Here is a 24304-nt window from a genome sequence, read left to right on the forward strand (position 1 = left end):
TTTGGGTGCTGATCGCGACCCTCACGGTTACAGCCACCTTCTCGGGGCCCCCGCCTTTCCTGCCTGAAGGCTTCGGCGCCGGCGAACGCTACTTAAGCGACCACATGCAGTTGCTCGCGGTGGTGTTCCTGGGGCTCTCGCGTTTGGCTGCCTTGTCAAAGCGGCCTCAGAAGCAGCTGATCAAACGACTGAAGCGTGAGCATGGCCTCAAGGTGAAGCCTACGTGGAAGGCAGGCATCGCGGCTGGGAGATATCTGAATGGCGCGGCCTTGCTGATCCTCGCCTCCTACCACACACAAGCCCTGGAGGCTCTTGTCTGGCTGGTACAGATGACGCTGCCTGTTTGACCTCTGAGTCTATCGGGAAAAGCTTCCTGTCCGGTATGGCAGGACGCTCGGACGGCTCAGCCAGATGAATCAGGCCTGACGGCCACAAGTGCCGTCAGCTGGCCTTGCTGCGAAACTCTCTGCGCCTCCTTCGAGCGGCACAGCTGGACGGATCTGGACGGCAAGTCGGTATCACTCACCTTGTCGGTTGGCGCACTCGACATAACCTAGGTGAACACAATAGGAGCCGAGCCTTTGCTCGCATTGCCGTCTTCTTTGATTTTTGATGTCAGAAGTAGGATTCTGTCATTTGCTATCAAAAGCTTGGACAGCAGTAGGTCGCGTTCTTCTCGAAGGGAGTCCAGTTGGAGCATTGCATCCGCTAGCTGGGATTCAAAATGTGGATCCTTCTCCTCCGCAATCACCACCTTTGTGGACGTGCCCGTCGTTATGGAGGCCTTCATTACAATCCAAGCCTGGATGTCTGCGACAAGCTTAGGATATCGCGACTTCCTCAAGGCAGAAGGGTCTCTCCCGGCCTCCCTAGCAACGTTATTCTGAGAGACCGGGCTGCCGGGTGGAAGGATCAGGGTGTTTCCATACTTAAGCCTCTCGAAGGACGCACTGAAACCAAGCTCCGCCTTACCCATTATCATCACCCCGGAGAGTTTTGAGGGCTGCATCTATAGCCTTAATTTGGAACTCCATGGAAATATAATCCAAATCACCTGACTTGAAATCAACGAGGCGAGAAGTTAGGTCATCTTTAAGAGCGACTAATACAGCAACTTTACGTTTATCCCCCAGACCCTCTGCGCAGGTACCGCAATCGCCTACAAAAGTAATTCCACCTGATGAACAATAGCCTTTTTTCAAACATATACCGAAGAATGTTTCTCGGATCGAAAAAGACCTTGTGTCGGCAGTCTCGCCCAGGTCTTTGATGTCGGTCAAATCTACGAATTCGATGAGCTTCGCTTTATGCTCCTGACCATAGACAGAAACAAAATGGTTCTCTTTAAGGCCCACAGCAGCTCTTGATAAACTTGCAACAATTTCAGCCATTAAGCCCTTACGCATTTCAGCGCTAAGATTGCTCTGAAAATTTGATATATAATAGCGAGTCATCGATGTATCCCGGTGTTTCGCTTGATACTGAGTTGATGACCTGCTTACCCCAGATTCAGTGGCGTCTATCAGTAGCGTACGTCTCAGCTGATGAAGAGCAAAAGGCCAAATATTACCAACGGCAAATTCTTGTATGTCCAATGACGGGGTATATTTTTTGGCCAACAGGAAGTCTTCTTCAGTAATAGTAAGCACTCTTGTATCAAAAAGGTTAGGGCATACCCCCTGCCAGCCATTGTAGGAAAAATCCTTACAGAGTTCGACGCTCTTATCTAATGCTTCACCCCTAGCACGGCCCCAAGGCTCATAAGCACGTAGGAGCAGAAGAGGGTTGAGCATATCGGCGCCTACGACATTGCCCCGATTAAAAATTTTTGCGCACCTCAATCTCATTGCTGAAACGGCACCCAGCGCCTTTACGACCTCACCACTATATTCATCAGTTACCCAAAGAGCATTGGGGTCATTGATTGTCTTTGATGTGCCGCCACAAAGAAAGTAAGCCTTACCTAGAACTTCATCATCATCTGAAATAAAGCAGTTTGCTCTCAACTTAGAAAGCTCGCCTCTTCGCATGCCGGAATAGTTAGCAAGATAGAGCAAGCCCACATAAGAAACAGCGGTCAAATATGATGAAAAAATTCTCGCCCCATCTTGAGAGATAATCGTATCAAGATCTCTCCCAAAAGGTACCATCCACTTTCTCAATAACGGAGACAATCTATAGAAAGTAGAATAATGGTGAAAGGTTAAATACCTATGACCATCTTTACCCAATGGTTTGATATTATGCGTGTCGCTGGTGACGCGCCCCTTAACCCGCTTTCGCTTATAATCAGACCCTTCGTAAAGATCGATCAAACGGTTTTGGAGCCTATCTAGCCGCTCTGATGACGAGATGAAATCATCCATAAACTCCTTAAGCCGATCTTTCTGGTACTCCCAAATCCGCCATGGAATACATGGCGTTTGTTGAAACTCTACTGGCTCAAGCATTCGCTGCACCAAGGTGCTCTCCCACGGTGCCAAAAAATAAAAGCCTAAGCGACTACGCCCAACATACAAAACGGCAATGAGCTGAAGCATCACGCTAGCGCGACGGTGGAGCCCAAACACCTTGTAGGCCTGATCCTCATTCATTGGGGCTTCAAGCACATCCACATTATGCGAAGTCATTATGACGAAAAGGGCACGAAACTGCTTGTAGTAGTAGCTGTAAGTCTCAATCGAGATCGAGTGCCCACGGTTAATCCACAAGTACGCCATTACCATCTTAAATGCTTTCCATCCCGAAGCAGAAATTTCCCCCTTCGCTGAATTTGAAACCCTATAGAAATAGAAGTTTTTAATTGTTCCAGACACACTTGAAAAATCCCATCGATCTTGACTATAGGTGACAAGCACCTGATCCTGTCCCGTGGACTCATCCTTTTTCACCAAAATAGGATAGTCATTATCTAGCGGAAACTTGAGCCCTATCCCCATGCCTTGCAAGACTTCCAGGCTCTCTAGACCTTCCGAGCTTTCTGGGCTTTCTGGGCTTTCAAGACTATCGAACAACTCAGGATCTAACGCACTCATAAACTGGCCACGTCTAACAAATGAATAAAGCCGCTCCACCGAGGGTGGTAATTTCCCATCTGCGTCTGCTGCGCAGCTTTTGCTAACCATCCCGCACATTTCTTTCCAGCGGTCTCAAACGCGCCAATGATTTGGTCAAGGCGACTTATTGCAGATTCCAACCCAGAAACATCCGCATGACTGCGCAGAGAAACCAACTTTTCACGCTCGCGTAAAACCTTATAAGAAACAATAGACCATATATAAGAATATGTTTTTATGCCTTTGTAACTAATACAGAAAATGCAAAGATTCGGATTGACGCAATTTGGTTCCTCAAAACCCGCTGGTAATTCTTTTACAGGAATAGGCTGGCCAGTACATTCTCCCACGAGTGCAGCACGCTTAGCCTTCGCACTACTTCTATAGTAGTTCGACCACTCAGTGGTCGCTGTCTGGTGATTTGGGCGCTCATAATATCTACCGAAAGTTTCCAAATCATGCTGGCCTATCTCAGCGGCGAGGGCGGGGTCACCTGCTTTTCGGGCTAACCAGTTCTGCCGGGTTTTCCGGAGCTCTCCCGCTATAACAAACGGACGCTCCAGCTTCTTCATCAAACGAATTAGTGAACGAGGGTTAGGATTGTCGCTAACAGTTCTTCCGGCCTGTGGCAACTTACCGAATAACAGGTTGGTATGTTCGCTGATGCCCAGCGCTTTTCTGAACGCAAGAAAATCCAAGAAATAAGGCTTATACTCACCGTAAGCCGTGAATATAACTTCGCCTTGTTTTCGGCCTTTGTATGTGCGCGCTTCAAAACTGGCACCAACTGTGTAGAACTTTAGCTCCTGAAATTTGAGCCCTGCAGCGTCCGACAAGTTCATGGACGTCTGACTTATAAATAACATCAATTCAGTTTCCACTCGGACATTATATAAGGCATACCGAACTCTTAAACTTACATTTGCAAGCTTATCAGCCAGTAATTGTTCATGCTGAGTTAGGCCACTGTACAGCATTATCTCCTGACCATTTGACATCTTAAGCTGCGCTGGCAGAGGTCGCTGAAATGCTTCGACTCCTAAGCAGTTACGAATATCCATCAAGTCATCGATAAAGCGCTTAGCATTGCCAAGGTTTTGCTTATCTATTTGGGGGAATGCATTTTTTTTGCTAGGGGCCGTTAGCCCAGCATTTAATACAAAAAATTCCCGGCCCAGGCCTGTAGCGTTTCCGAGCAACGTCGCCATGCCACTAGCTTTCCCGTAACAGCCGTCCTCTTTAGCATCACCGCTATTAACACTTTTATAGAGGCTTTTGACCCATCCACAATATAGGCTGCAAGCATTTGCCTTGGTTGGGTCGATACCTAGTCCGTCACTGTACATATAAAAAGCCCGTACACGAGACACACCGCCTTCCAAAGTTCTGGGACTACCCCCTGATGAAACAATCCCGTTCAATTCCGAATGAAGGGCGTAGACGAGCGGGATGCGTGCAGTCACCACGAGCCCAAGGACGTTACCCAGACGATATTCTTCAAATTTCTTTGTATGGCAGCCAGCGCCATTCACGTAAAGGCAAGACCTCAACGTCAGTGGGATTCGCTCCTCCCCATAAACCACACCGTCAAATTCAAGATCGTCTATCATTTACTGCGCTCGTTATATCTGCCCATCATTGCTGCAGTGTATTCATTGGCATATTTGGCTTTGATTTTTGAATTTTGCAGAAACCTAACGTATTTCATTGTGGTTTCGACGTCTTTATGGAGAAGACAGTCTCTTGCGAAGCTCAAGATATCTGACAGTGGTATGCTGGGTTCGCATTCCATCCCACACTGAACTATCGCCACACCGAAGGTTGCACGAGCTCGATGGAAGTGAAAATCATCGAAGTTCAAACCCATCTTTCTCGCCTTTTCTTTTGCCGCAAAAACAAGAGAGTTTATGGCGCTGCCTTCAGTATCCGAACGACGACCGTAGGAGTTTCCATTTTTTGTTATGAATAACAGCTCGCCACAATCCTCAGATGCTCTATTTTCTCTAGTGATTCGCCGTATGGATTTGCAATATTCTTTCAGCTCATCTAAAAGCGCTGTGCCAATCATGACGGCCCCCTGCACCCCGAACTTAGTTGCAACAGGCGCGCCATCCACATTGGGCCCCACCTGTAACCAAGACAGCTCCGCATCAAAAAAATCAGGAGTGCCCCAGTTGACAGTATTGACTTTTAAATTACAGATCGACTCAATCCGTAGACCAGATTCAAACGCAATTCTAAGCATTAGATATAGGTCATAACTTAGATGATCGCGCGCAAAACCAATCAGCTCATTTCTATAGTCTATCGAAACTGGCATCAGCCCGCCTTCAACTCGATCTGCCGAGGCTTTGCGATTAGGAATAGCCAAGTTCGAAAAACTTACACTTACGGCTAACTCCCGGCCATATTGGTCAGGAACCTTAACTACCTTAACTCCGGTTACCTCAAAAGCAACGGCGCTAATGATCTTGTTTATCTGAGCCCATCTAAACAAGCGCAGCACGACAGACATTTTTGCGGAGACAGTTGATGGTGCTAGCTCACCGCTCTCTCTGGCGTCGATCAGGTGCTTTCTGTACCTGTTTATTGTCCTATCTGCAGGAATCAAGGGAAGATAATTCCATGGGCGCCCTTCGCTCTCTACAAATCGCATAAAAGTTATCAGGGCATAGGCCAAAGACCTTATAGACTTAATTCGTATGCCCTGAGTAGGGATGCTTTGGGCAAGAGCACCTAGCCAAAGATTCGCCTCATCCCATAACCCGCCTGTCGACCACCGCAGGATCGGGAACCCTAGGACGACGTAATTCTTCTGCCGCTTGAGGTCATGCGCGAATGGAAGGGCGTAGGAGGCGACACCTGGAGCCACTGTGATGTGAAAAAGGGTGAGGGTAATGAACTCCACGTAAGCCACGCATTTCGAACCTTTAGCCATATATTGACAACGCCATACCCTTACCGTACTATTAAGTTATCCGGTCGATTCTGGAGGCATTTTCTCGACCAAAGAAACGTGTATTTTACGCCAGATTCACTCCTCGTCAATCTTGTAATTCCCTTGACTTCTATATCAAAATCAAGGGTTTGGCTTGAGAAAAGCCTGATATGCCGCTCCGCATTCCCATTACGCTCCCCCGCCTCGCCGCCTTTGTGCAGTAGCCATCCAGAATTCAGGCACGCGGCTTTCGCTAGGAAGCTCGTCGACCCTGACGATATTTGCCCTCCGCACCCCCAACCCATCTACAGAGCTTCTTAGATCTGCTTGCTGGGTCATCTCGATCCTCATCTCCAGCAAAAGCTGCCAGTTATCGCAGCGACAACACTTCAGTTTGGGTCACTGGAAATCCCTTGGGATCATCGAAACTTTATTGGTTAATTAAGGCTGGGCTGGAAGACGTCCATATGGACATTTGTACTCTAGATGTCCATACCCCGGTATTGACCTGTAAATCTGGCGCCGGCCGATCTGCCCAAGGACGGCGGGCGTTTCGACCTGGCCATCGCTCTCGGACTTCTTGCCGCCAGCGCGCAGGTGCCAACCCTCGCCCTGGACGGCGTCGAATGCCTGGGTGAGCTTGCACTGTCAGGCGCCATACGCCCCGTTCAAGGCGTTTTACCCGCCGCGCTGGCTGCACGGGCTGCCGGGCACACGTTGATCGTGCCAGCCGTCAATGCCGAAGAAGCGTGCCTGGCGTCCGGTCTCAAAGTGATCGCGGTCAGTCATCTGCTTGAGCTGGTGGCCCATCTGAATGGCCACACCGTCATTCCGCCGTACAAATCCAACGGTTTGATTCTCAAGACGCAACCCTATCCCGACCTGAGCGAGGTACAAGGACAGACCGCCGCCAAACGCGCTCTGCTGATCGCGGCAGCGGGCGCCCATAATCTGCTGTTCAGCGGCCCTCCGGGCACGGGTAAAACGCTGCTCGCCAGTCGCCTGCCGGGGTTGCTGCCCCCGCTCGACGAGTTCGAGGCACTGGAGGTCGCGGCGATCCAATCGGTCGCCAGCCATGAGCCGCTGACGAGCTGGCCGCAGCGACCTTTCCGTCAGCCTCATCACTCGGCATCCGGCCCTGCTCTGGTGGGAGGAGGTAGCCGGCCGCAACCGGGCGAAATCACCCTGGCTCATCACGGCGTGCTGTTTCTCGACGAGCTCCCGGAATTCGACCGCCGCGTGCTGGAGGTTTTGCGAGAGCCTCTGGAATCGGGTCATATCGTCATTTCCCGCGCGCGCGATCGCGTGCGGTTTCCGGCGCGCTTTCAACTGGTCGCTGCGATGAATCCCTGCCCATGCGGCTATCACGGCGAGCCGACCGGCCGTTGCCGCTGCTCAACCGACCAGATCCAGCGGTATCGCAACAAGTTGTCTGGCCCGCTGCTTGACCGGATCGATCTGCACCTGACCGTCGCACGGGAAACCACGTCGCTTGCAGCCGTGACGCAAGGTGGGGAAACCAGCGCCAGCGCGGCGCAGGTGGTGTCCGACGCGCGCGAACGACAATACAAGCGTCAAGGCTGCGCCAATGCGTTTCTCGATCTTCCGGCCCTGCGCCAGCATTGCGCGTTGCAGCCAGAGGACGAGGCCTGGCTTGAAAACGCCTGCGAACGCTTGAACCTCTCCCTACGTGCGGCCCATCGACTGCTGAAGGTCGCGCGCACGCTCGCCGATCTGGAGCAAGCGGATGCCATATCCCGAAGTCACATCGCCGAGGCTTTGCAGTACCGGCCCTCGACGGACTGAGATCAAGGCTCTTTGGGTTCGGCGCCGCATATGGAGGAGCTACTGGACTACCATGGGCCCACAACTACCGTGCTCTTGGGGAGTGAGCCAAGTGCCTATGAACCTACCTTCGACCAACGGCGTAACACCCGACGCCTTCCCGGCTAAAGCCGGTCCTACGAAAAACTTGCAGCATCTGTAGGACCGGCGTCAGCCGGGAAGAAGCCGGTACATGCTGTACAGAGGCAGCGCAATCTTCGCGAGCAAGCTCGCTCCCACAAGGTTTGTTGTGTTTCGCCAGACTGTACCACCGGCGAAATAGGTAGCGATGAGCATGATCACGAAGATGCCGGCACATTCGCTGCAACTTCAGCGGATGATAATCACTCTTCGCGAGCAAGCTCGCTCCCACAATTTACTAGGCGATCAACGCCTCAGTGGCCTTTTCCTGGTAGGGTAATCACCGGAACCGATCCACTTCCTTACGCAAGTCTGCCGCCAGCGCATTGAGTTCCTGAGCCGTGACGGCGAGGTTCGACACCACTTCGCGCTGCTCGCTGTTCGCCAGTGCGATGCTTTGCAGATTTGCGCTGAGCAAGGTCGCGGTGTTGCTTTGTTCCTGGGTCGCCGTGGTGATCGAAGCGAACTGCTCGCCTGCCGAGCGGCTCTGCTCATCAATTTGTGCCAGCGCTGCAGCCACCTTGGCGTTACGCGCCAGGCCTTCCTGCATCAGCGCATTGCCTTGCTCCATGGTGCTGATGGCATTGCTGGTCTCTTGCTGAATGCTGGAGATCATCCCGGAGATTTCATCAGTGGCCTGGCGTGTGCGCGACGCGAGGCTGCGTACTTCGTCGGCAACCACGGCAAAACCGCGCCCTTGCTCGCCCGCACGCGCTGCCTCAATGGCCGCGTTGAGCGCCAGCAGGTTCGTCTGCTCGGCAATGGAGGTAATCACGCTGACGATGCCGCCGATCTCCTGCGAGCGCTGACCCAGCGTGTCGATGACGGCTGCCGTGCTGCCCAGCGACCCTGCAATCTGTTCCAGCGACGCGGACGCCTCTTCCATGGATGCACGACCGATACGGGTTTGCTGCGCGTTGCCCTGGGCCATGCGCTCGGTGCTGCCCATGTTGTCGGCGATGGTCAGCGCCGTGGCACTGAATTCCTCGACGGCACCCGCCATGCTGGTGATCTCGCCCGACTGTTGCTCCATGCCTTCATATGCACCGCCGGACAGTCCGGACAGCGCATGCGCACGACCACTGACTTCCTGCGCAGCAGTGCGAATGTGCGAAACCATGGTCTCCAGCGCTTGCCCCATTTTGTTGAAGCTGTTCGCCAGCTGACCAATCTCGTCGTGGCTGGAAACGTTCAGGCGCACGCTGAGATTACCCGCGCCCAGCGCTTCGGCCTGATTCACCAGTTCCGACAGCGGACGCAGCTTGCTGCGCAGCAACCAGATCGCAGCGCCGACGGCGATCAACATCGCCAGCAGACTGCCAATCCCCAGTTGGGTACCGACATTCCATGTGACCGCGCTGATTTCAGCCTTCGGCATGATCGCCAGGATCGACCATGGCCCACCGGCGAAGGGCTCGGCGACGGTGTAGAACTGCTCGCCGCCGTCTTCCCAGAACTGGCCTTTACCGGGCGTTTTGACGAGGTCAGCCAAGGTATTGCTTGCCCGGTCCAGATCCTTCACGCCTGCAGGCGGCACGAGCCATTTGTTCTGCTCGTCCAGCAACGCCAACGAGCCAGTCGAACCGATGCGGAAGCTCTTAAGATTGTCGAACTGGGCTTTCTGGGCATCGGTGTAATCGAAGCCTACGAACAGCACCGCGATGACCTTGCCACTCGCGTCACGCACCGGGGTGTATTGGGTCATGTATAAACGGTCGAACAGCGAAGCACGACCCACATAGCCCTGCCCCGCCAGCAGGCGTTCATAGGCCGGATGTTTGTGATCGAGCACGGTGCCAATGGCACGGGAGCCGTCCTGTTTGCTCAGGGAAGTGCTGATCCGGACAAAGTCATCGCCATTGCGCACGAAAACCGTCGCGACACCCGCGGTCATCTTCCGGAAATCGTCGACCTCGGCGAAATCGTTGTTCAGCGCATTGCCATTGAGGAGCAACGCGGGCGTCTGCATACCCGCGACGGCTATCTGTTGATCGTTCTGAACGGTCAGTCCGCTGCCGAAGCGCTTTTCGAACAGCCCGCTCAGGCGCTGGGTACTGTCGCGCAACGTGCTGTGGAACGTGTTCAGTTGATCCGCCAGCAACCGGGCTTCGCTGCCCATGTGCTCTTCGCGAATGGTGAGGTTCGCCGAATCCAGGGAGCGCAAAGCGAACAAGGTGCTGCCGCTGATGACGACGGCGAGGATTACGGCCAGGGCGATACCCAGTTGCGAAGCAATTCGGGCGCGAGGCTGTGGCATGGAAGCTCCTTTCCGAAGGACCGGATCATCCTGATCTCAGGAACACCATTCGGATCTTTTCTGATAGATGAAATCGATGAACCGATCAGAACAATCGGTCTGCAATTACACATTCGGCTGACGCAAGAAATACTTGAGTCCTACGTGTGGTCTTAGGACAAAAGGTGTAACCGTATTTTGCAGCGCTTTAACTGCCTAATGGCCATCACTGCAGAATCGTAACCTGCGGCAGCTCCATCGCTTGCACTTCACCCTGCAAAAAGTCGCTCAACCGACGCAGACGCTCGCCGCCGGGCCGGGTTTTTGGCCAGACGAGGTAGTAATTCTCGCCGCTGACGACCGCCGTTCGCCAAGGCAGGCTGAGGCGACCCTGTAGCACGTCCTCTGCGACCATCAACAGATCGCCCATAGAGACGCCGTAGCCTCGCGCCGCAGCGATCATACCGAGCTCCAGCGTGTCGAAAACCTGACCGCCCTTGAGCGAGATCTGATCGGACAACCCCATGCGTTCAAGCCAGCTGCGCCAGTCGCGACGGTCTGGCGTGGGATGCAGCAGCTCGGCGCTCGCCAGACGCTGGACATCCCAGGGGCTGTCATCCAGCAAATTGGGCGCCCCCACAGGGATCAGCAATTCCGGGAACAGATAGGTCGCCTCCCAGTCCGGCGGAAAGTGCCCTCGGCTGAGCAGCACGGCACAGTCAAACGGCTCCTGCGTGAAATCGACATTGTCGATGTCCATCCAGGCGCTGGTCAGCTGCACTTCATTGCCGACCTGAAGGTGACGAAACCGGCTCAGGCGCGCCAATAGCCAACGCATGGTCAGCGTCGACGGCGCCTTCATGCGCAGAATGCCTTCCTCGGCCATCAAGGCGCTGCAGGCCCTCTCCAGCGCAGAGAAACCTTCGCGTATCCCCGGCAGCAACTCCCGGGCGGCCTCCGTCAACTGAAGGTTGCGCCCGTTGCGACGAAATAAACGGCAGGCAAAGTGTTCTTCCAGCGTGCGGATATGCCGACTGACCGCGCTCTGCGTGATCGACAACTCTTCAGCGGCGCGGGTGAAGGATGCATGTCGCGCGGCCGCTTCGAAGGCGCGCAGTGCATAGAGCGGCGGAAGACTGCGGGACATGTGGCTCTCCTTCTGATTCGGCAGGCCAAGACTCTAACGCAAAATTCCAGGATGAGTTTTACTCATGCTAATGATCGTATTTATCCCTTTGTGCATTGGCGCCCGAATCACCAGAATGGGCTGCTCTAAAACGCCTTCTTCCTGAGCGCCATAAACATGCATCAGCACGCTTTCAAAGAACTGTGGATCATCCTGCGTCTTGCCGGGCCGCTGATTGCATCGCAGATGGCGCACATGCTGATGGTCTTCACGGACACAGTGATGATGGGCAAGCTTGGCCCGGACTCGCTGGCCGGCGGCGGCCTGGGCGCAGCCAGCTACAACTTTGTCTCATTCTTTTGCGTGGGCGTGATGGCAGCCGTCGGTACGCTCGTGGCTATTCGTCACGGCGCCAACGATGCCGCCGGGGCAACCCGCCTGACGCAGGCCGGGCTGTGGCTGGCATGGGGGATGGCGCTGATCGCGGCACTTATTCTCTGGAATCTGGAGCCGATCCTGCTTAATTTCGGTCAGGACGAAGCGAACGTTCACATGGCCAGCCAGTTCCTGATCACGTTGCCGCTGGCGCTTCCGGGCCTGCTGAGCTTCATGGCGCTGCGGGGTTTCACCAGCGCTCTGGGACGCGCCACGCCAGTCATGGTCATCAGTCTGGTGGGCGTCGCCGTCAACTTCGGCCTGAACTATGCCTTCATTCATGGCCTGTTCGGCCTGCCGCACTGGGGCCTGATGGGCATTGGCCTCGTCACGGCCATTGTCACCAACAGCATGGCACTGGCGCTCGCGCTGCATATCCGCTACCACGATGCTTACGCCGCGTACCCGATTCACAAGGGTCTGATGAATCTGTCACGCACTTGCCTCAAAGAACTGTGGCGGCTGGGTCTGCCGATTGGCGGCACCTATGCGGTAGAAGTCGGACTTTTCACCTTCGCTGCGTTCTGCATGGGTGCCATGGGGAGCACGCAGATGGCTGCTCACCAGATCGCACTGCAATCGGTGTCCATGGCATTTATGGTTCCCGTGGGTATCTCTTACGCGGTTACCATGCGCATCGGACTGCATTACGGCGCGGGCAATCTGCTGCTCGCGCGCACGGCGGGACGTATGGGGATCGGCTTCGGCGGATTGCTGATGCTGCTGTTTGGGCTGCTCTTCTGGGTAGCGCCCCATGCGGTTATCGGCCTGTTCGTGGACATCAATGACCCAACCTATCAAGGCGTGGTGGAACTGGCGGTCAAGCTGCTGGCGATTGCCGCCTGGTTCGAGATACTGGACGGCACACAAACCATCGCAATGGGCGCGATTCGGGGCTTCAAGGATGCGAAGACTACCTTCCTGATCGGGCTGGCGAGCTACTGGATGGTCGGCGCGCCGCTGGCGTGGGGCCTCGGGTTTCCCGCTCATCAAGGCGCGGTTGGCGTCTGGTGGGGTCTGGCGGTGGGCCTGCTGTGCTCGGCGGTGGCGCTGACCTACGCGTTCGAGCGCAAGAGCGCGCAATTACTGCGCAAAGAAGCCACGGGCGTAGTCGTGATGGGCTGACACACGAACGGCAGGGCTTACAAGCCTTGACTCAACCGCGCTTTGCCCTGATCGAACATCAGGTAGTTGAGCAGTTCCGGCAGCGCCAGCGGGTGGCTGATCAGATAACCCTGGGCCTGATCGCAGTTGAAGCTGCGCAGCAGCGCCAGTTGTTGGGGTGTTTCGACGCCCTCGGCGACAACTTCCAGACTGAGGTTATGCGCCAGGTTGATCATGGCGTGCACCAGCTTGCGGTTTTCCTCGCGCTGCTCCATTTCCCCGACGAAGCTTTTGTCGATCTTCAACAGCGTGATCGGCAGGCTGTTCAAGTGGACGAACGACGAGAAACCGGTGCCGAAATCATCGAGCGAGAAACGCACGCCCAGTCTGCCCAACGCGTCCATGGTCTGTTTGACCAGATCACTGCGACGCATGACTGCCGTTTCAGTGAGCTCGAACTCCAGCCATTGCGCGTCGATGCCGCGTTCGGCTATCAGCCGGCTCAACGTAGCTAGCAGCTGGTTGTCCTGGAACTGGCGGAACGACAGATTGATCGCCATGTGCAGCGGCGGCAGGCCTTTCTCGCGCAGGGTCTGCATGTCGCGCAGCGCGCGCGAAATGACCCAGTATCCCAACGGAACGATCAGCCCGCTCTGCTCGGCCAGCGGCACGAACTCGCTGGGCGGCAGCAGGCCTCTCTCTGCGTGGCGCCAACGTACCAGCGCCTCCAGCCCCAGGATATGCCCGGTTTTCAGGCACAGCCGCGGCTGATAATGCAGCTCCAGCTCGTCGCGACGCAGCGCTCTACGCAACTCACCCTCCAGATCGGCAAGACTGCGGGCGTTACGGTTGATGCGTTCGTTGAAGACATGAAACGTGCAGCCTTGAATCCCCTTGGCCTGTTGCATCGCGATGTGCGCGTGCCACATCAGCGGGTCGGCACCGCCATCGGCGCGAGCGTGAGCGATGCCCAGGCTGCAGCCGATCAAAAGGCTTTCTCCATCGACCCAGTAAGGCTCTGACAATGCCTCGGTGATACGCTCGGCGACACATTCGGCCCGGCCTGACGCGCGTCGCGTGTCGATCAAAAGGGCGAACTCATCGCTGCCCAGACGGGCCAGTTGATCGCATGCTTCCAGCTGGCTTTTCAGGCGCGCGACCACCTGCAGAATCAAACGATCGCCCGCCTGATGACCCAGCGCATCATTCGCACGGCGGAAGTTATCCAGATCCAGATGCCCTAATGCCAGGCCACGGCCATTGAATTCGGCCAGGCGCGCGGCGAGGAGCGTCTGAAAGCCCTGCCGGTTGGCGATGCCGGTCAGGGGATCCTGCTCGGCGAGGCGATTGAGCGTGTTTTCGAGTACACCGCGCTCGCGCACATGACGCAGGCAGCGCCGCAGGCTTTGAGTCGTGAGCGTGTCACGTACGAGCCAGTCGCTGACGCCGATGGGATCGTGATCGGGTTCATCATCGAGCAGCAGCACTGTCGGCCAATTGCATTGGCCGGCGGCCGGCTGCAACGCCACGGTGGTGAGCAGAATGCGCGATTGACGGGACTCGTCTGGATGGGCGATAGCTTCCCAGCTCGACGCGCAGTCAAGGATCGCGGCGTCTCCAAGCGGCGCCATGCACTCGCGCAGCAATGCCAGCCATTCGGGCGATTCCGCCAGAAGCAGCAAACGCAAGGGTTCGACAGGCGTAGACAAGCTAGCTCCCCACACAAACGAAAGACATTGGCGAGACCTCAAACGAGGGTCGTCAAACGCGAGTATGAATCGCGCGATGCGCAAATGTAACAAAACGGCGAAATATAGATAGCGTGACGCATCACAGTGGCGGACGGTCGCTGCACAATCCGCCGACCCTGTTAAAATGCCCGCCCTTTTTACAAGCGATCCCATTTTTCCTCATGTCCCGACTCAATCCCCGGCAACAAGAAGCCGTGAACTACGTCGGCGGCCCTCTTTTGGTGCTCGCCGGTGCAGGCTCCGGCAAGACCAGCGTGATCACGCGCAAGATTGCTCACCTGATCCAGAACTGCGGCATTCGCGCGCAATACATCGTGGCCATGACCTTCACCAACAAGGCGGCGCGCGAAATGAAAGAGCGGGTCGGCACCCTGCTGCGCAGCGGCGAAGGGCGCGGCCTGACAGTGTCGACGTTCCACAACCTGGGTCTGAACATCATCCGCAAGGAGCACGCACGCCTGGGCTACAAGCCCGGTTTCTCGATTTTTGACGAAACTGACGTCAAGGCGCTGATGACCGACATCATGCAGAAGGAATACTCGGGCGACGACGGCGTCGACGAGATCAAGAACATGATCGATTCCTGGAAAAACGATCTGATCCTGCCTGCAGAAGCCTTGGCCAACTCGCGCAACCCCAAGGAGCAGACCGCCGCCATCGTCTACACCCACTACCAGCGCACGCTCAAGGCGTACAACGCGGTGGACTTCAACGACCTGATCCTGCTGCCGGTGAAGCTGTTCCAGGAACACGCCGACATCCTCGAAAAATGGCAGCACAAGGTCCGCTACCTGCTGGTGGACGAATACCAGGACACCAACGCCAGCCAGTATCTGCTGGTGAAAATGCTCATCGGCACGCGTTGCCAGTTCACCGTGGTGGGCGACGACGACCAGTCGATCTACGCATGGCGTGGTGCGCGGCCAGAAAACCTCATGCTGCTCAAGGACGATTATCCGTCGCTCAAAGTGGTGATGCTGGAGCAGAACTACCGTTCGACCAGCCGCATTCTGCGCTGCGCCAACGTGCTGATCTCCAACAACCCTCACGCGTTCGAGAAGCAGCTGTGGAGCGAAATGGGCCACGGCGATGAAATCCGCGTGATCCGCTGCAAGAACGAAGACGCCGAAGCCGAGCGCGTGGCGGTCGAGATTCTCAGTCTGCACCTGCGCACCGACCGCCCTTACAGCGACTTCGCCATTCTGTATCGCGGTAACTATCAGGCCAAGCTCATCGAGCTTAAGCTGCAGCACCACCAGATTCCCTATCGCCTGTCGGGAGGCAACAGCTTCTTCGGGCGTCAGGAAGTGAAGGACCTGATGGCCTACTTCCGCCTGCTGGTCAATCCGGATGACGACAACGCGTTCCTTCGGGTGATCAACGTGCCGCGCCGGGAAATCGGCTCGACCACACTGGAAAAACTGGGTAACTACGCCACCGAGCGCAAAGTGTCGATGTACGCCGCCACGGACGAAATCGGACTTGGCGAACACCTGGACAGCCGTTTCACCGACCGCCTCAAGCGCTTCAAACACTGGATGGACGGTGTGCGTCAGCAATGCGCGACCCAGGATCCGATTGCGGCGCTGCGCAGCATGGTGATGGACATCGACTACGAAAACTGGATTCGTCAGAACAGCTCCAGCGACAAGGCCGCCGATTACCGCATGGGTAACGTGTGGTTCCTGATCGAAGCGTTGAAGAACACGCTGGAGAAGGACGAAGAAGGTGGCATGACCATCGAAGAGGCGATCGGCAAACTGGTCCTGCGCGACATGCTCGAACGTCAGCAGGAAGAGGAAGATGGCGCCGAAGGTGTGCAAATGATGACCCTGCACGCGTCCAAGGGCCTGGAATTCCCCTACGTGTTCATCATGGGCATGGAAGAAGAAATCCTTCCGCACCGCTCCAGCATCGAGGCCGACACCATTGAAGAAGAACGTCGTCTCGCCTACGTGGGCATCACCCGCGCCCGTCAGACGCTGGCGTTCACATTCGCCGCCAAACGCAAGCAGTACGGGGAAATCATCGACTGCCTGCCGAGCCGTTTTCTCGACGAGTTACCGCCGGATGACCTCGCCTGGGAGGGCAACGACGATACGCCGACCGAAGTGAAAGCCGTACGCGGCAACACTGCGCTGGCGGACATACGGGCCATGCTCAAACGCTAAGCTTTGACAGACCCCAAAACCACCGTTCAAATTTTTATTTCGCGCATTTGCGCCCTGAGGACCACCCACGTGGAAGCACTGCACAAGAAAATTCGCGAGGAAGGCATCGTACTTTCCGACCAGGTATTGAAGGTCGACGCGTTTCTCAACCATCAGATCGATCCGGTCCTGATGCAGCAGATCGGTGACGAGTTCGCCACGTTGTTCGCAGACTCAGGGATCACCAAGATCGTCACTATCGAAGCCTCAGGCATCGCGCCAGCGGTAATGACCGGTCTGAAGCTCGGCATTCCGGTGATCTTCGCGCGCAAGCATCAGTCGCTGACGCTCACCGAAAACCTGTTTTCGGCAACGGTGTATTCGTTCACCAAACAGACGGAAAGCACCATCGCGATCAGCACCCGTCACCTGAACAGCAGTGATCGCGTGCTGATCATCGATGACTTTCTGGCCAACGGAAAGGCGTCGCAGGCGCTCATTTCGATCATCAAACAAGCGGGTGCGACGGTCGCCGGATTGGGCATTGTGATCGAGAAGTCATTCCAGGGTGGCCGTGCCGAGCTGGATTCGCAGGGCTACCGCGTGGAATCGCTCGCGCGGGTGAAATCGTTGAACGGTGGGGTAGTCACCTTCGTCGAATGATACCCCGCGCTCGTACAGCGCCTCACACCCAGTGTGAGGGAAGTAGCTCACGAAAGCTGGCCTTCGGACGCTGACGCATCTGTGAACGTAACGGTCCCTTCGTGAGCACACCCGGCCCCTCAGGTCCTGTGTAGCAAGTAGAACTGGAGATAGCTTATGAACATCGGCGAAAAACTGAGCGTAGAAGCCTTCTTCGACCCGCAGACCTCGACCATCAGCTACCTGGTCATCGACCGCTCGACAGGCAAAGCCGCGCTGATCGACAGCGTGCTGGATTACGATCCGAAATCCGGCCGTACCCGTACGGAATCCGCAGACAAGCTCATTGCTCGCGTGCGTGAACTGGCGCTTGAAGTGGAGTGGATACTGGAAACCCACGTTCATGCCGATCACATCTCTGCTGCTGCTTACCTGAAGGAACAGCTCGGCGGCAGCATCGCCATCGGCAGCCATATCACCCGCGTGCAAAAGGTCTTCGGCACGCTGTTCAACGCGAAGGGTGAGTTCGCACGCGACGGCAGCCAGTTCGACCAACTGCTGGAAGACGACGCCTCGTTCGGCATCGGTACGCTTCGGGGCAAGGCGATGCACACGCCCGGTCACACGCCGGCATGCATGACGTACCTCATCGAGACCGAAGATGAGAGCGTCGCGTTCGTCGGCGACACGCTGTTCATGCCGGACTACGGCACCGCCCGCTGCGACTTCCCGGGCGCTGACGCCCGCACGCTGTATCGCTCGATCGGCCGGATACTCAGCCTGCCGCCGCAGACACGGCTGTTCATGTGCCACGACTACCTGCCAAACGGCCGGGAGCTGATGTACATGACGACCGTCGCCGAGCAGCGCGCCAGCAACATCCATATCCGCGAAGGCATCGATGAAGATGCGTTCGTCGAAATGCGCGAAAAACGCGACGCTACGCTTGAGATGCCGGTGCTGATCTTGCCTTCGGTGCAGATCAATATGCGTGCAGGTCATTTGCCGGAAGCCGAGGACAACGGCGTGCGCTATCTGAAGATTCCGATCAACGCGTTGTGAATAACTGGCGTACAGACCGATTGAATAACCTTGTCATCGCCCACCTGAAAGTCTCTCTCAACTATGGATGAACACGAACTGATCGGAGCCGGCCTCGGCACGATCATCGGAGCGATATTGGCACTGACCGGCGCAGGCGGCGGCATTCTTGCGGTTCCGCTGCTGGTATTTGCCCTGCATTTGTCGATGGTCGAAGCCGCCCCGGTGGGACTGCTGGCGGTGGGGCTGGCCGCGGCGGTTGGCGCGCTGCTCGGCCTGCGCCAGGGCATCGTGCGTTATCGTGCCGCGCTGTTCATCGCGATGATCGGTATTTGCTTTGCGCCTTTGGGGCTGTGGCTCGCCCATCAGGTGCCGAATGCGCCGCTGGCGCTGGGATTTGCGCTGATATTGACGTACGCGTGCAGCCGCATTTATCGCAAGGCCGCTCATGAACTGCGTCACGGCAAGCCGCAGGAACGAGCGGATTTCCTGCCTTGCGTGCTGAACCCGCTTGAAGGCCGACTGCGCTGGACGCTGCCTTGCGCCCGCTCATTGGCAATCACGGGCGTGTGCTCGGGCGTGTTATCCGGATTGCTGGGCGTCGGCGGCGGATTTGTCATTGTCCCGGCATTGACCCGTTACACCGATCTGGACGTCAAAAGCATCGTCGCCACGTCGCTGACCGTGATTGCCCTGGTCTCCACTGCCAGTGTTGTGACCGCCAGCGTCAGTGGCGTCATGCACTGGACCGTCGGCCTGCCCTTCGCCGCAGGCGCAGTGGCTGGATTGCTGGCTGGACGGCAGCTGGCAGGCTTTCTGGCAGGCCCTCGGCTACAGCAGTTGTTTGCGATCAGCGGGTTCTGCGCGGCGGTCTTGTTGATCATCAAGACCCTGTCCTGATCCTCCACATCGGTAAGAACGCGCTTCCCGCGATGATTGCATGTCTGTCACAGCCTCGTTGACTGAGATATCGCATTCGCGGGCAAGGTGGATTGCCACGCCGGTCGCTCCTACGGGTGCGGGGAAAATTCAGACATGAGTGGCCTGCAACCCTGCCAGCAACAGGCGCTGGTACAGCTCCTCGCGCAAGCCCTGTGGCCGATCCAGCCCCATGCGCTGCAAGTGCTCGGGAAACGCCTCACCCTCGGGCGCTTCGAGCGTCGCTTTACCCAGCTCGATGATTTCAGTGAGCTTGAATTTGCTTTTGATCCAGTTCAAAGCGCGCAGCAAATCACGCTCCTCGGGCGTGAAGTCTGTGCCCAGCGGATATTCGATGAACAGCGAGGCAAACCGGCCACGAATATCTTTCAGACGCTCCGGCGTGTTCTGCGTAAAAAGCGGGTCGAGACGGAAACCCTTTGGTAACTTGCCAGCCTTCTGCGCCTGATCGATCAGGCCGGGCTGAAAGCGTGAATCGCTGATATTGAGCAGCGCCTCAATGACCGCTGCGTCGGTTTTCCCGCGAAGGTCGGCAATGCCGTACTCGGTGACGACGATGTCCCGCAGATGCCGAGGGATGGTGGTGTGCGCGTAATCCCACACGATGTTCGAACTGACTTCCCCGGCAGATTCGCGCCAGCTGCGTAGGATCAGCACCGACCGCGCACCTTCCAGCGCATGGGCCTGAGCGACGAAGTTGTACTGCCCGCCGACGCCGCTGACCACTCGCCCATCGGCCAGTTGATCCGACACCGCCGCGCCCAGCAGCGTGACTGTGAAGGCGCTGTTGATGAACCGTGCATCGCGACGCTGCGCACGCTTGAGCGCTTCATCGCCATACAGCTCATTGATGTAACTGATGGCCGTCATGTTGATCTGCGCCAACTGCGCGCTGGGCAGCTCGCGCAATCGCTCATAGAAACTGCGCGGCCCCAGAAAGAATCCGCCGTGGATCAGCACGCCCTCCGGATGCGCCGATTCGTCCAGCACACCGCTGTCTGCCAGTTGCTGCAGCGCGACGTCCGGGTAAACCTTGCGCCGAATGATCCCGGCGTCGAGCAGCACCAACAGCCCGTTCACCAGCATCTCGCTACAGCCGTAAAGGCCGGTGGCGAATGGCATCACCCCGCCCTGCGCTTCAATCAGCGGCCGCCATGTGGAAATGCCGTCCAGCTCGGCGAGGCATGCGCGGTAGGTTTCGTTGTCTGCCTGACGTGCCAGCAGCGCGGCGGTCAACGCATCGCCCATCGAACCGATGCCGATCTGCAAGGTGCCGCCATCGCGCACCAGCGTACTGGCGTACAAACCGATGAAATGGTCCTGAAAACCAACGGGCATATTCGGCGTCGAAAACAGCGTGCTGCGTTCTTCGTGCTCGATCAGCAGGTCGAACGTGTCGATATCGACTTCCGAATCACCCGGGATGTAAGGCAGATCGGCATGAACGTGACCCAGCAGCAAAATGCTTTCTCCTGCCGCTCGACGCTTTTCCAGCATCGGCAGCAGGTCGAGGGTGATGTCCGGATTACAGCTCAGGCTAAGGGTGTCCGGACGTGCCGGGTCGGCCGCCACCAGTTGCGCAACGAGATTCAAACCGTTGGCATTGATGTCCCGGGCCGCGTGGCTGTAGTTGCTGCTGACATAGTTCTGCTGCGCCGACGCGCTATTGAGCAGGCTGCCGGGCTGCATGAAAAACTGCTCGACCTGGACGTTGGAAGGGAGGTTGTCCTTGCGCAGATCGGCCAGAAAGTCGAGTTCGGGGTAGTCGCCAAACACCCGCTCCAGAAAAGGCTCCAGAAACCGGCCCTGCAAGCCATCGCCCGCATCCGGGCGACCCAGACACAACGCCGTATAGATCGTGAGTTGCCGCTCGGGAAGCGTTTTGATGCGCGCGTAAAGCGCGTTGGCAAACCGATTGGGCTTGCCCAGTCCCAGCGGCATGCCCAGACGAATATGCGCAGGTAGCTCGGCCAGTACATGATCGACAGCTTGCTCGATCGAGCAGGAATGCGGCATCCGGCCTCTCCTGGTTTGTTATTCGATGGTGCTTGGACCGGGCATCGGCGGGATTTGCTGCAAACTGCCAGGGAGGAAAGCGGATTTGATTCCGGGTGGCTTGCGCACGCGCAACTCACCCTGCGGCGCAGGACCGTCGTCGAACAGTTGGTGCATCAATCCCGGCGGGTATCAATCGCCACCAGCTTGTCTTCAATGAATTTGAGATGTTGAGAGGCGCCGTTGCGTGGCCCGTAGACCCAGAAACTGACCTTTACGGCATTGAGCTTGGGCACTCCGTTGACTCGGGCGACCGGATTCTGGTCCTCGCTGCGATCAGGCGCCCCGCACTTCTCGCGCACGACGCTCGCCGTGTCTCCCAGGCTGACCAGCGCTGTCCCGCAGCGCATGGTCGCGCTGGCAACGCCTGTGAACATCAGCAACGAAAGCCCCGACAGCAGCAGTGATTTTCTGAACATGCAGCCTCATTTCTGGTGATATTCCCGGCGTGTTACAGCCCGGACATCTTCTTGATCGCACCCTTGAGCTCGTCATCCGAACAATCGGCGCAGGTGCCTTTAGGTGGCATGGCGTTGATACCGGTGATGGCTTTGGCCAGCAGCCCGTCGAGCCCGCCCTGCTCCTTGGCGCGCTTGCCCCAGTCCGCGTTGTCGCCGATTTTCGGCGAGCCCAGCAGACCGGTGCCATGACAGGCGTTGCAGTGTTTGCCGATGACATCGTCCGGACTTTTTGCGCCACCGCCACCTGCGGTCGCGGCGACATCCATGCCCGGACATTCCTTGCCTTGAACACAGACTTGTCCGACAGGTTCGAGCCGTTTGGCGAGGTCATCACGGGTGGCGGCCTGGACCGCGAATGCCCAGAACGAAAGGAGTGCCACGACAGCCAGGATCTTATTAGTTATGTTCACGCTCTCACCCTCATGGTGGCTATACAGCGCCCGCGGCCACGGTATCGGCAGGTTGCGAAAGTATAGCGGGTCGCCCGGCGGCCTCAACGTCCCTGAAACCAGCAGGGTTATCGGCGCCGCGACCAGAGGCTTCGCATGCCCAGGCCTGCCTTAAGGCCCGAGCATGCAAGGTGATGCGGGTCAGAAGTTCGCCGGCGTGGCGGCGCTGATCAGACGCGCCGGGACGTCGAACGGGTTGCGGAAGCGGTGCGGTCGGGTGCTCTCAAAATAGTAGCTGTCGCCCGCCTCGAGCACATAAGTATCGAGGCCCACCACCAGTTCGAGTCGGCCCTCCACCAGAATTCCGGTCTCCTCGCCTTCGTGCACGAGCATCTCGTCGCCGGTGTCGGCGCCCGGCGGATAGACCTCGGATAGAAACGCAATGGCGCGGCCCGGATGGGATTTGCCCACCAGTTTCATGGTGACAGCGCCGTCGGAGATATCGATCAGTTCGCTGGCTTTGTAGACCACTTGGGTCGGATTTTCTGGCTCGAGCTCTTCGGAAAAGAACTCCACCATGGACATCGGTATGCCGCCCAGCACCTTGCGCAGCGAGCTGATCGAGGGACTGACGCTGTTCTTCTCGATCATTGAAATGGTGCTGTTGGTCACGCCCGCTCGTTTGGCGAGTTCACGCTGGGACAGACCTTTGAGTTTACGAATGGATTGCAGTCGTTCACCGACGTCCAATGCTGGAGTCCTCCTGATGATCGAGTGGGGTCAAGTGGTCGCCATCATCGCAACAGCGTTCAGTATTTACAACACTTGAGCCCCTTACCCGATCAGCAAAGGGACTAGCGGCCGCCATGCGCCGCCGAAGGTGAACAACAGTCAGCTCGCGCGCGCGTGGTCAAGCCCCGGAATAGAGCCTCGGCACGCGTTTCAGATTGCACAATATCTGATAAGGGATGGTGCCGGCACGGGCTGCGACATCGCTCGCCAGCACGTTCTTGCCCCACAATTCCACGCGACTGCCCAAGCCTGCGCCCGGTACGTCGGTCAGGTCGACGCAGAGCATGTCCATCGACACTCGACCCAACAACTGGCTGCGATGTCCGTCAATCATGACGGGCGTTCCGGTCGGTGCCTGACGGGGATAGCCGTCTGCATAGCCCATGGCCACAACGCCGATGCGCATAGTGCGCTCGGCAACGAACGCACCGCCGTAGCCCACCGGCTCGCCGGCTGGCAGATCGCGCACGCAAATGACACTGGATTCCAGCGTCATGACAGGTTGAAGTCGATCCGCAACCGCCTGCGGCTGATCAAAGGGCGTTGTGCCGTACAGCATGATGCCCGGGCGAACCCAGTCACTCGGTACATTCGGCCAGCCCATGACACCCGGCGAATTACGCAGGCTGACTTCCGCCGCTAATGCTCCGCGGGCTGATTGAAAAATCGCCACCTGCTCTTCGGTTCTCACGCTGTCCAGCTCGTCGGCACGGGCGAAGTGGGTCATCAGCACGACCTTCGAAGCCTTGCCACTCGCCAGCAGGCGCTGATAGGCGGCTTGATAGTCGTCAGGGTGAATGCCGACGCGATGCATCCCCGAATCCATCTTCAACCAGATGTTCAGCGGCTTGCCGACCGCAGTTTTTTCGATGGCTTCAAGCTGCCACAGCGAATGCACCACGCACCAGAAGTCGTGCTCGACGATCAGTGCCAGCTCATCGGCCTCGAAGAAGCCCTCCAACAGCAGAACCGGCGCGTTGATACCCGCTTGACGCAGCTCCAGCGCCTCTTCGATACACGCCACGGCGAAACCGTCCGCTTCGGATTCCAGAGCCTGCGCCACACGCACCGCCCCATGCCCGTAGGCGTCGGCCTTGATCACGGCGAGCGCTTTTGCGCCTGTGGTTTCGCGAGCGAGTTGGTAGTTGTGGCGCAGGGCGGAGAGATCGATAAGGGCGCGAGCTGGACGCATGGCGGTGAAATTCTGTGAAGGAAGTTGAGAAC

18 protein-coding genes and 2 pseudogenes are annotated in these 24304 nt (G+C 57.2%); 7 read left to right on the forward strand and 13 right to left on the reverse strand.

From position 1 onward, the window contains the following. Positions 1-5: 5 nt before the first annotated feature. Positions 6-347, forward strand: a complete 342-nt coding sequence (locus BMZ10_RS19835) for a hypothetical protein (protein ID WP_093466167.1) — start codon at positions 6-8, stop codon at positions 345-347. Between the two features lie 206 nt (positions 348-553). Here the strand turns inward: BMZ10_RS19835 and BMZ10_RS19840 are convergent, their stop codons facing one another. From BMZ10_RS19840 to BMZ10_RS19855, 4 genes are read right to left on the reverse strand one after another with little or no spacing between them, the layout of a single operon-like run. Beyond that, positions 554-1009 (reverse strand): hypothetical protein, encoded by a 456-nt coding sequence (locus BMZ10_RS19840; RefSeq protein ID WP_093466172.1) that lies wholly within the window; start codon positions 1007-1009, stop codon positions 554-556. After that, positions 969-3035, reverse strand: coding sequence for a hypothetical protein (locus BMZ10_RS19845; RefSeq protein ID WP_093466175.1), 2067 nt, complete (start codon positions 3033-3035; stop codon positions 969-971). Before BMZ10_RS19845 ends, BMZ10_RS19840 begins: the two co-directional genes overlap by 41 nt. Further along, complete coding sequence (locus BMZ10_RS19850) at positions 3032-4666, reverse strand: hypothetical protein (protein ID WP_093466178.1); 1635 nt, start codon at positions 4664-4666, stop codon at positions 3032-3034. The genes BMZ10_RS19845 and BMZ10_RS19850 overlap by 4 nt, the downstream gene beginning before the upstream one ends. Beyond that, a complete protein-coding gene (locus tag BMZ10_RS19855; protein ID WP_093466181.1) occupies positions 4663-5994 on the reverse strand; it encodes a tyrosine-type recombinase/integrase in 1332 nt (443 codons plus the stop codon). Before BMZ10_RS19855 ends, BMZ10_RS19850 begins: the two co-directional genes overlap by 4 nt. 510 nt (positions 5995-6504) lie before the next feature. On the opposite strand from BMZ10_RS19855, the pseudogene BMZ10_RS19860 reads away from it, so the two are divergent. Further along, a pseudogene (locus BMZ10_RS19860) lies at positions 6505-7800 on the forward strand (YifB family Mg chelatase-like AAA ATPase); the annotation flags it as partial. 439 nt (positions 7801-8239) lie between these two features. Here BMZ10_RS19860 and BMZ10_RS28375 read toward each other — a convergent pair. The 3 genes and pseudogenes from BMZ10_RS28375 to BMZ10_RS19870 form a co-directional block, all read right to left on the reverse strand. Next, a complete protein-coding gene (locus tag BMZ10_RS28375) occupies positions 8240-9100 on the reverse strand; it encodes a methyl-accepting chemotaxis protein (RefSeq protein ID WP_371266024.1) in 861 nt (286 codons plus the stop codon). A 42-nt stretch (positions 9101-9142) separates the two neighbouring features. Next, positions 9143-10216 (reverse strand): annotated as a pseudogene (locus BMZ10_RS28380) (Cache 3/Cache 2 fusion domain-containing protein); the annotation flags it as partial. Between the two features lie 205 nt (positions 10217-10421). Further along, positions 10422-11342, reverse strand: a complete 921-nt coding sequence (locus tag BMZ10_RS19870) for a LysR substrate-binding domain-containing protein (protein ID WP_093466190.1) — start codon at positions 11340-11342, stop codon at positions 10422-10424. A gap of 156 nt (positions 11343-11498) precedes the next feature. Here BMZ10_RS19870 and BMZ10_RS19875 point away from each other — a divergent pair, with 156 nt between their 5' ends. After that, a complete protein-coding gene (locus tag BMZ10_RS19875; protein WP_093466193.1) occupies positions 11499-12881 on the forward strand; it encodes a NorM family multidrug efflux MATE transporter in 1383 nt (460 codons plus the stop codon). A 17-nt stretch (positions 12882-12898) separates the two neighbouring features. On the opposite strand, the gene BMZ10_RS19880 is transcribed toward BMZ10_RS19875, so the two are convergent. Beyond that, on the reverse strand, positions 12899-14569 hold the full coding sequence (locus tag BMZ10_RS19880) for a putative bifunctional diguanylate cyclase/phosphodiesterase (protein ID WP_093466196.1): 1671 nt from the start codon (positions 14567-14569) through the stop codon (positions 12899-12901). Positions 14570-14772: 203 nt separating this feature from the next. Here BMZ10_RS19880 and rep point away from each other — a divergent pair, with 203 nt between their 5' ends. From rep to BMZ10_RS19900, 4 genes are all read left to right on the forward strand, one after another. Then, entirely contained in the window at positions 14773-16782 is a 2010-nt protein-coding gene (gene rep, locus BMZ10_RS19885) for a DNA helicase Rep (RefSeq protein ID WP_093466199.1), read from the forward strand. A 69-nt stretch (positions 16783-16851) separates the two neighbouring features. Next, a complete protein-coding gene (locus BMZ10_RS19890; RefSeq protein WP_093466202.1) occupies positions 16852-17424 on the forward strand; it encodes a xanthine phosphoribosyltransferase in 573 nt (190 codons plus the stop codon). Between the two features lie 156 nt (positions 17425-17580). After that, positions 17581-18465, forward strand: a complete 885-nt coding sequence (locus BMZ10_RS19895; protein WP_093466205.1) for an MBL fold metallo-hydrolase — start codon at positions 17581-17583, stop codon at positions 18463-18465. 63 nt (positions 18466-18528) lie between these two features. Further along, on the forward strand, positions 18529-19344 hold the full coding sequence (locus BMZ10_RS19900; RefSeq protein WP_093466208.1) for a sulfite exporter TauE/SafE family protein: 816 nt from the start codon (positions 18529-18531) through the stop codon (positions 19342-19344). 129 nt (positions 19345-19473) lie between these two features. Here BMZ10_RS19900 and BMZ10_RS19905 read toward each other — a convergent pair whose 3' ends face one another. The 5 genes from BMZ10_RS19905 to alr all read right to left on the reverse strand — a co-directional run bounded on the left by BMZ10_RS19905 (position 19474) and on the right by alr (position 24272). Further along, the gene (locus BMZ10_RS19905) at positions 19474-21399 is read right to left on the reverse strand and encodes an acetyl-CoA hydrolase/transferase C-terminal domain-containing protein (RefSeq protein ID WP_093466211.1); all 1926 of its coding nucleotides are present in this window, start codon (positions 21397-21399) and stop codon (positions 19474-19476) included. A gap of 155 nt (positions 21400-21554) precedes the next feature. Next, positions 21555-21857, reverse strand: a complete 303-nt coding sequence (locus BMZ10_RS19910; protein WP_093466215.1) for a DUF2845 domain-containing protein — start codon at positions 21855-21857, stop codon at positions 21555-21557. 32 nt (positions 21858-21889) lie between these two features. Continuing rightward, positions 21890-22309, reverse strand: coding sequence for a c-type cytochrome (locus tag BMZ10_RS19915; RefSeq protein WP_093466217.1), 420 nt, complete (start codon positions 22307-22309; stop codon positions 21890-21892). Positions 22310-22489: 180 nt separating this feature from the next. Next, positions 22490-23038 carry a cupin domain-containing protein gene (locus BMZ10_RS19920; protein ID WP_093466220.1) on the reverse strand — a complete coding sequence of 183 codons (549 nt, stop codon included), beginning with the start codon at positions 23036-23038 and terminating at the stop codon, positions 22490-22492. 160 nt (positions 23039-23198) lie between these two features. Next, entirely contained in the window at positions 23199-24272 is a 1074-nt protein-coding gene (gene alr / locus BMZ10_RS19925; protein WP_093466223.1) for an alanine racemase, read from the reverse strand. Positions 24273-24304: the final 32 nt, after the last annotated feature.

This window comes from Pseudomonas sp. NFR16 (assembly GCF_900108875.1).
Lineage (GTDB): Bacteria > Pseudomonadota > Gammaproteobacteria > Pseudomonadales > Pseudomonadaceae > Aquipseudomonas.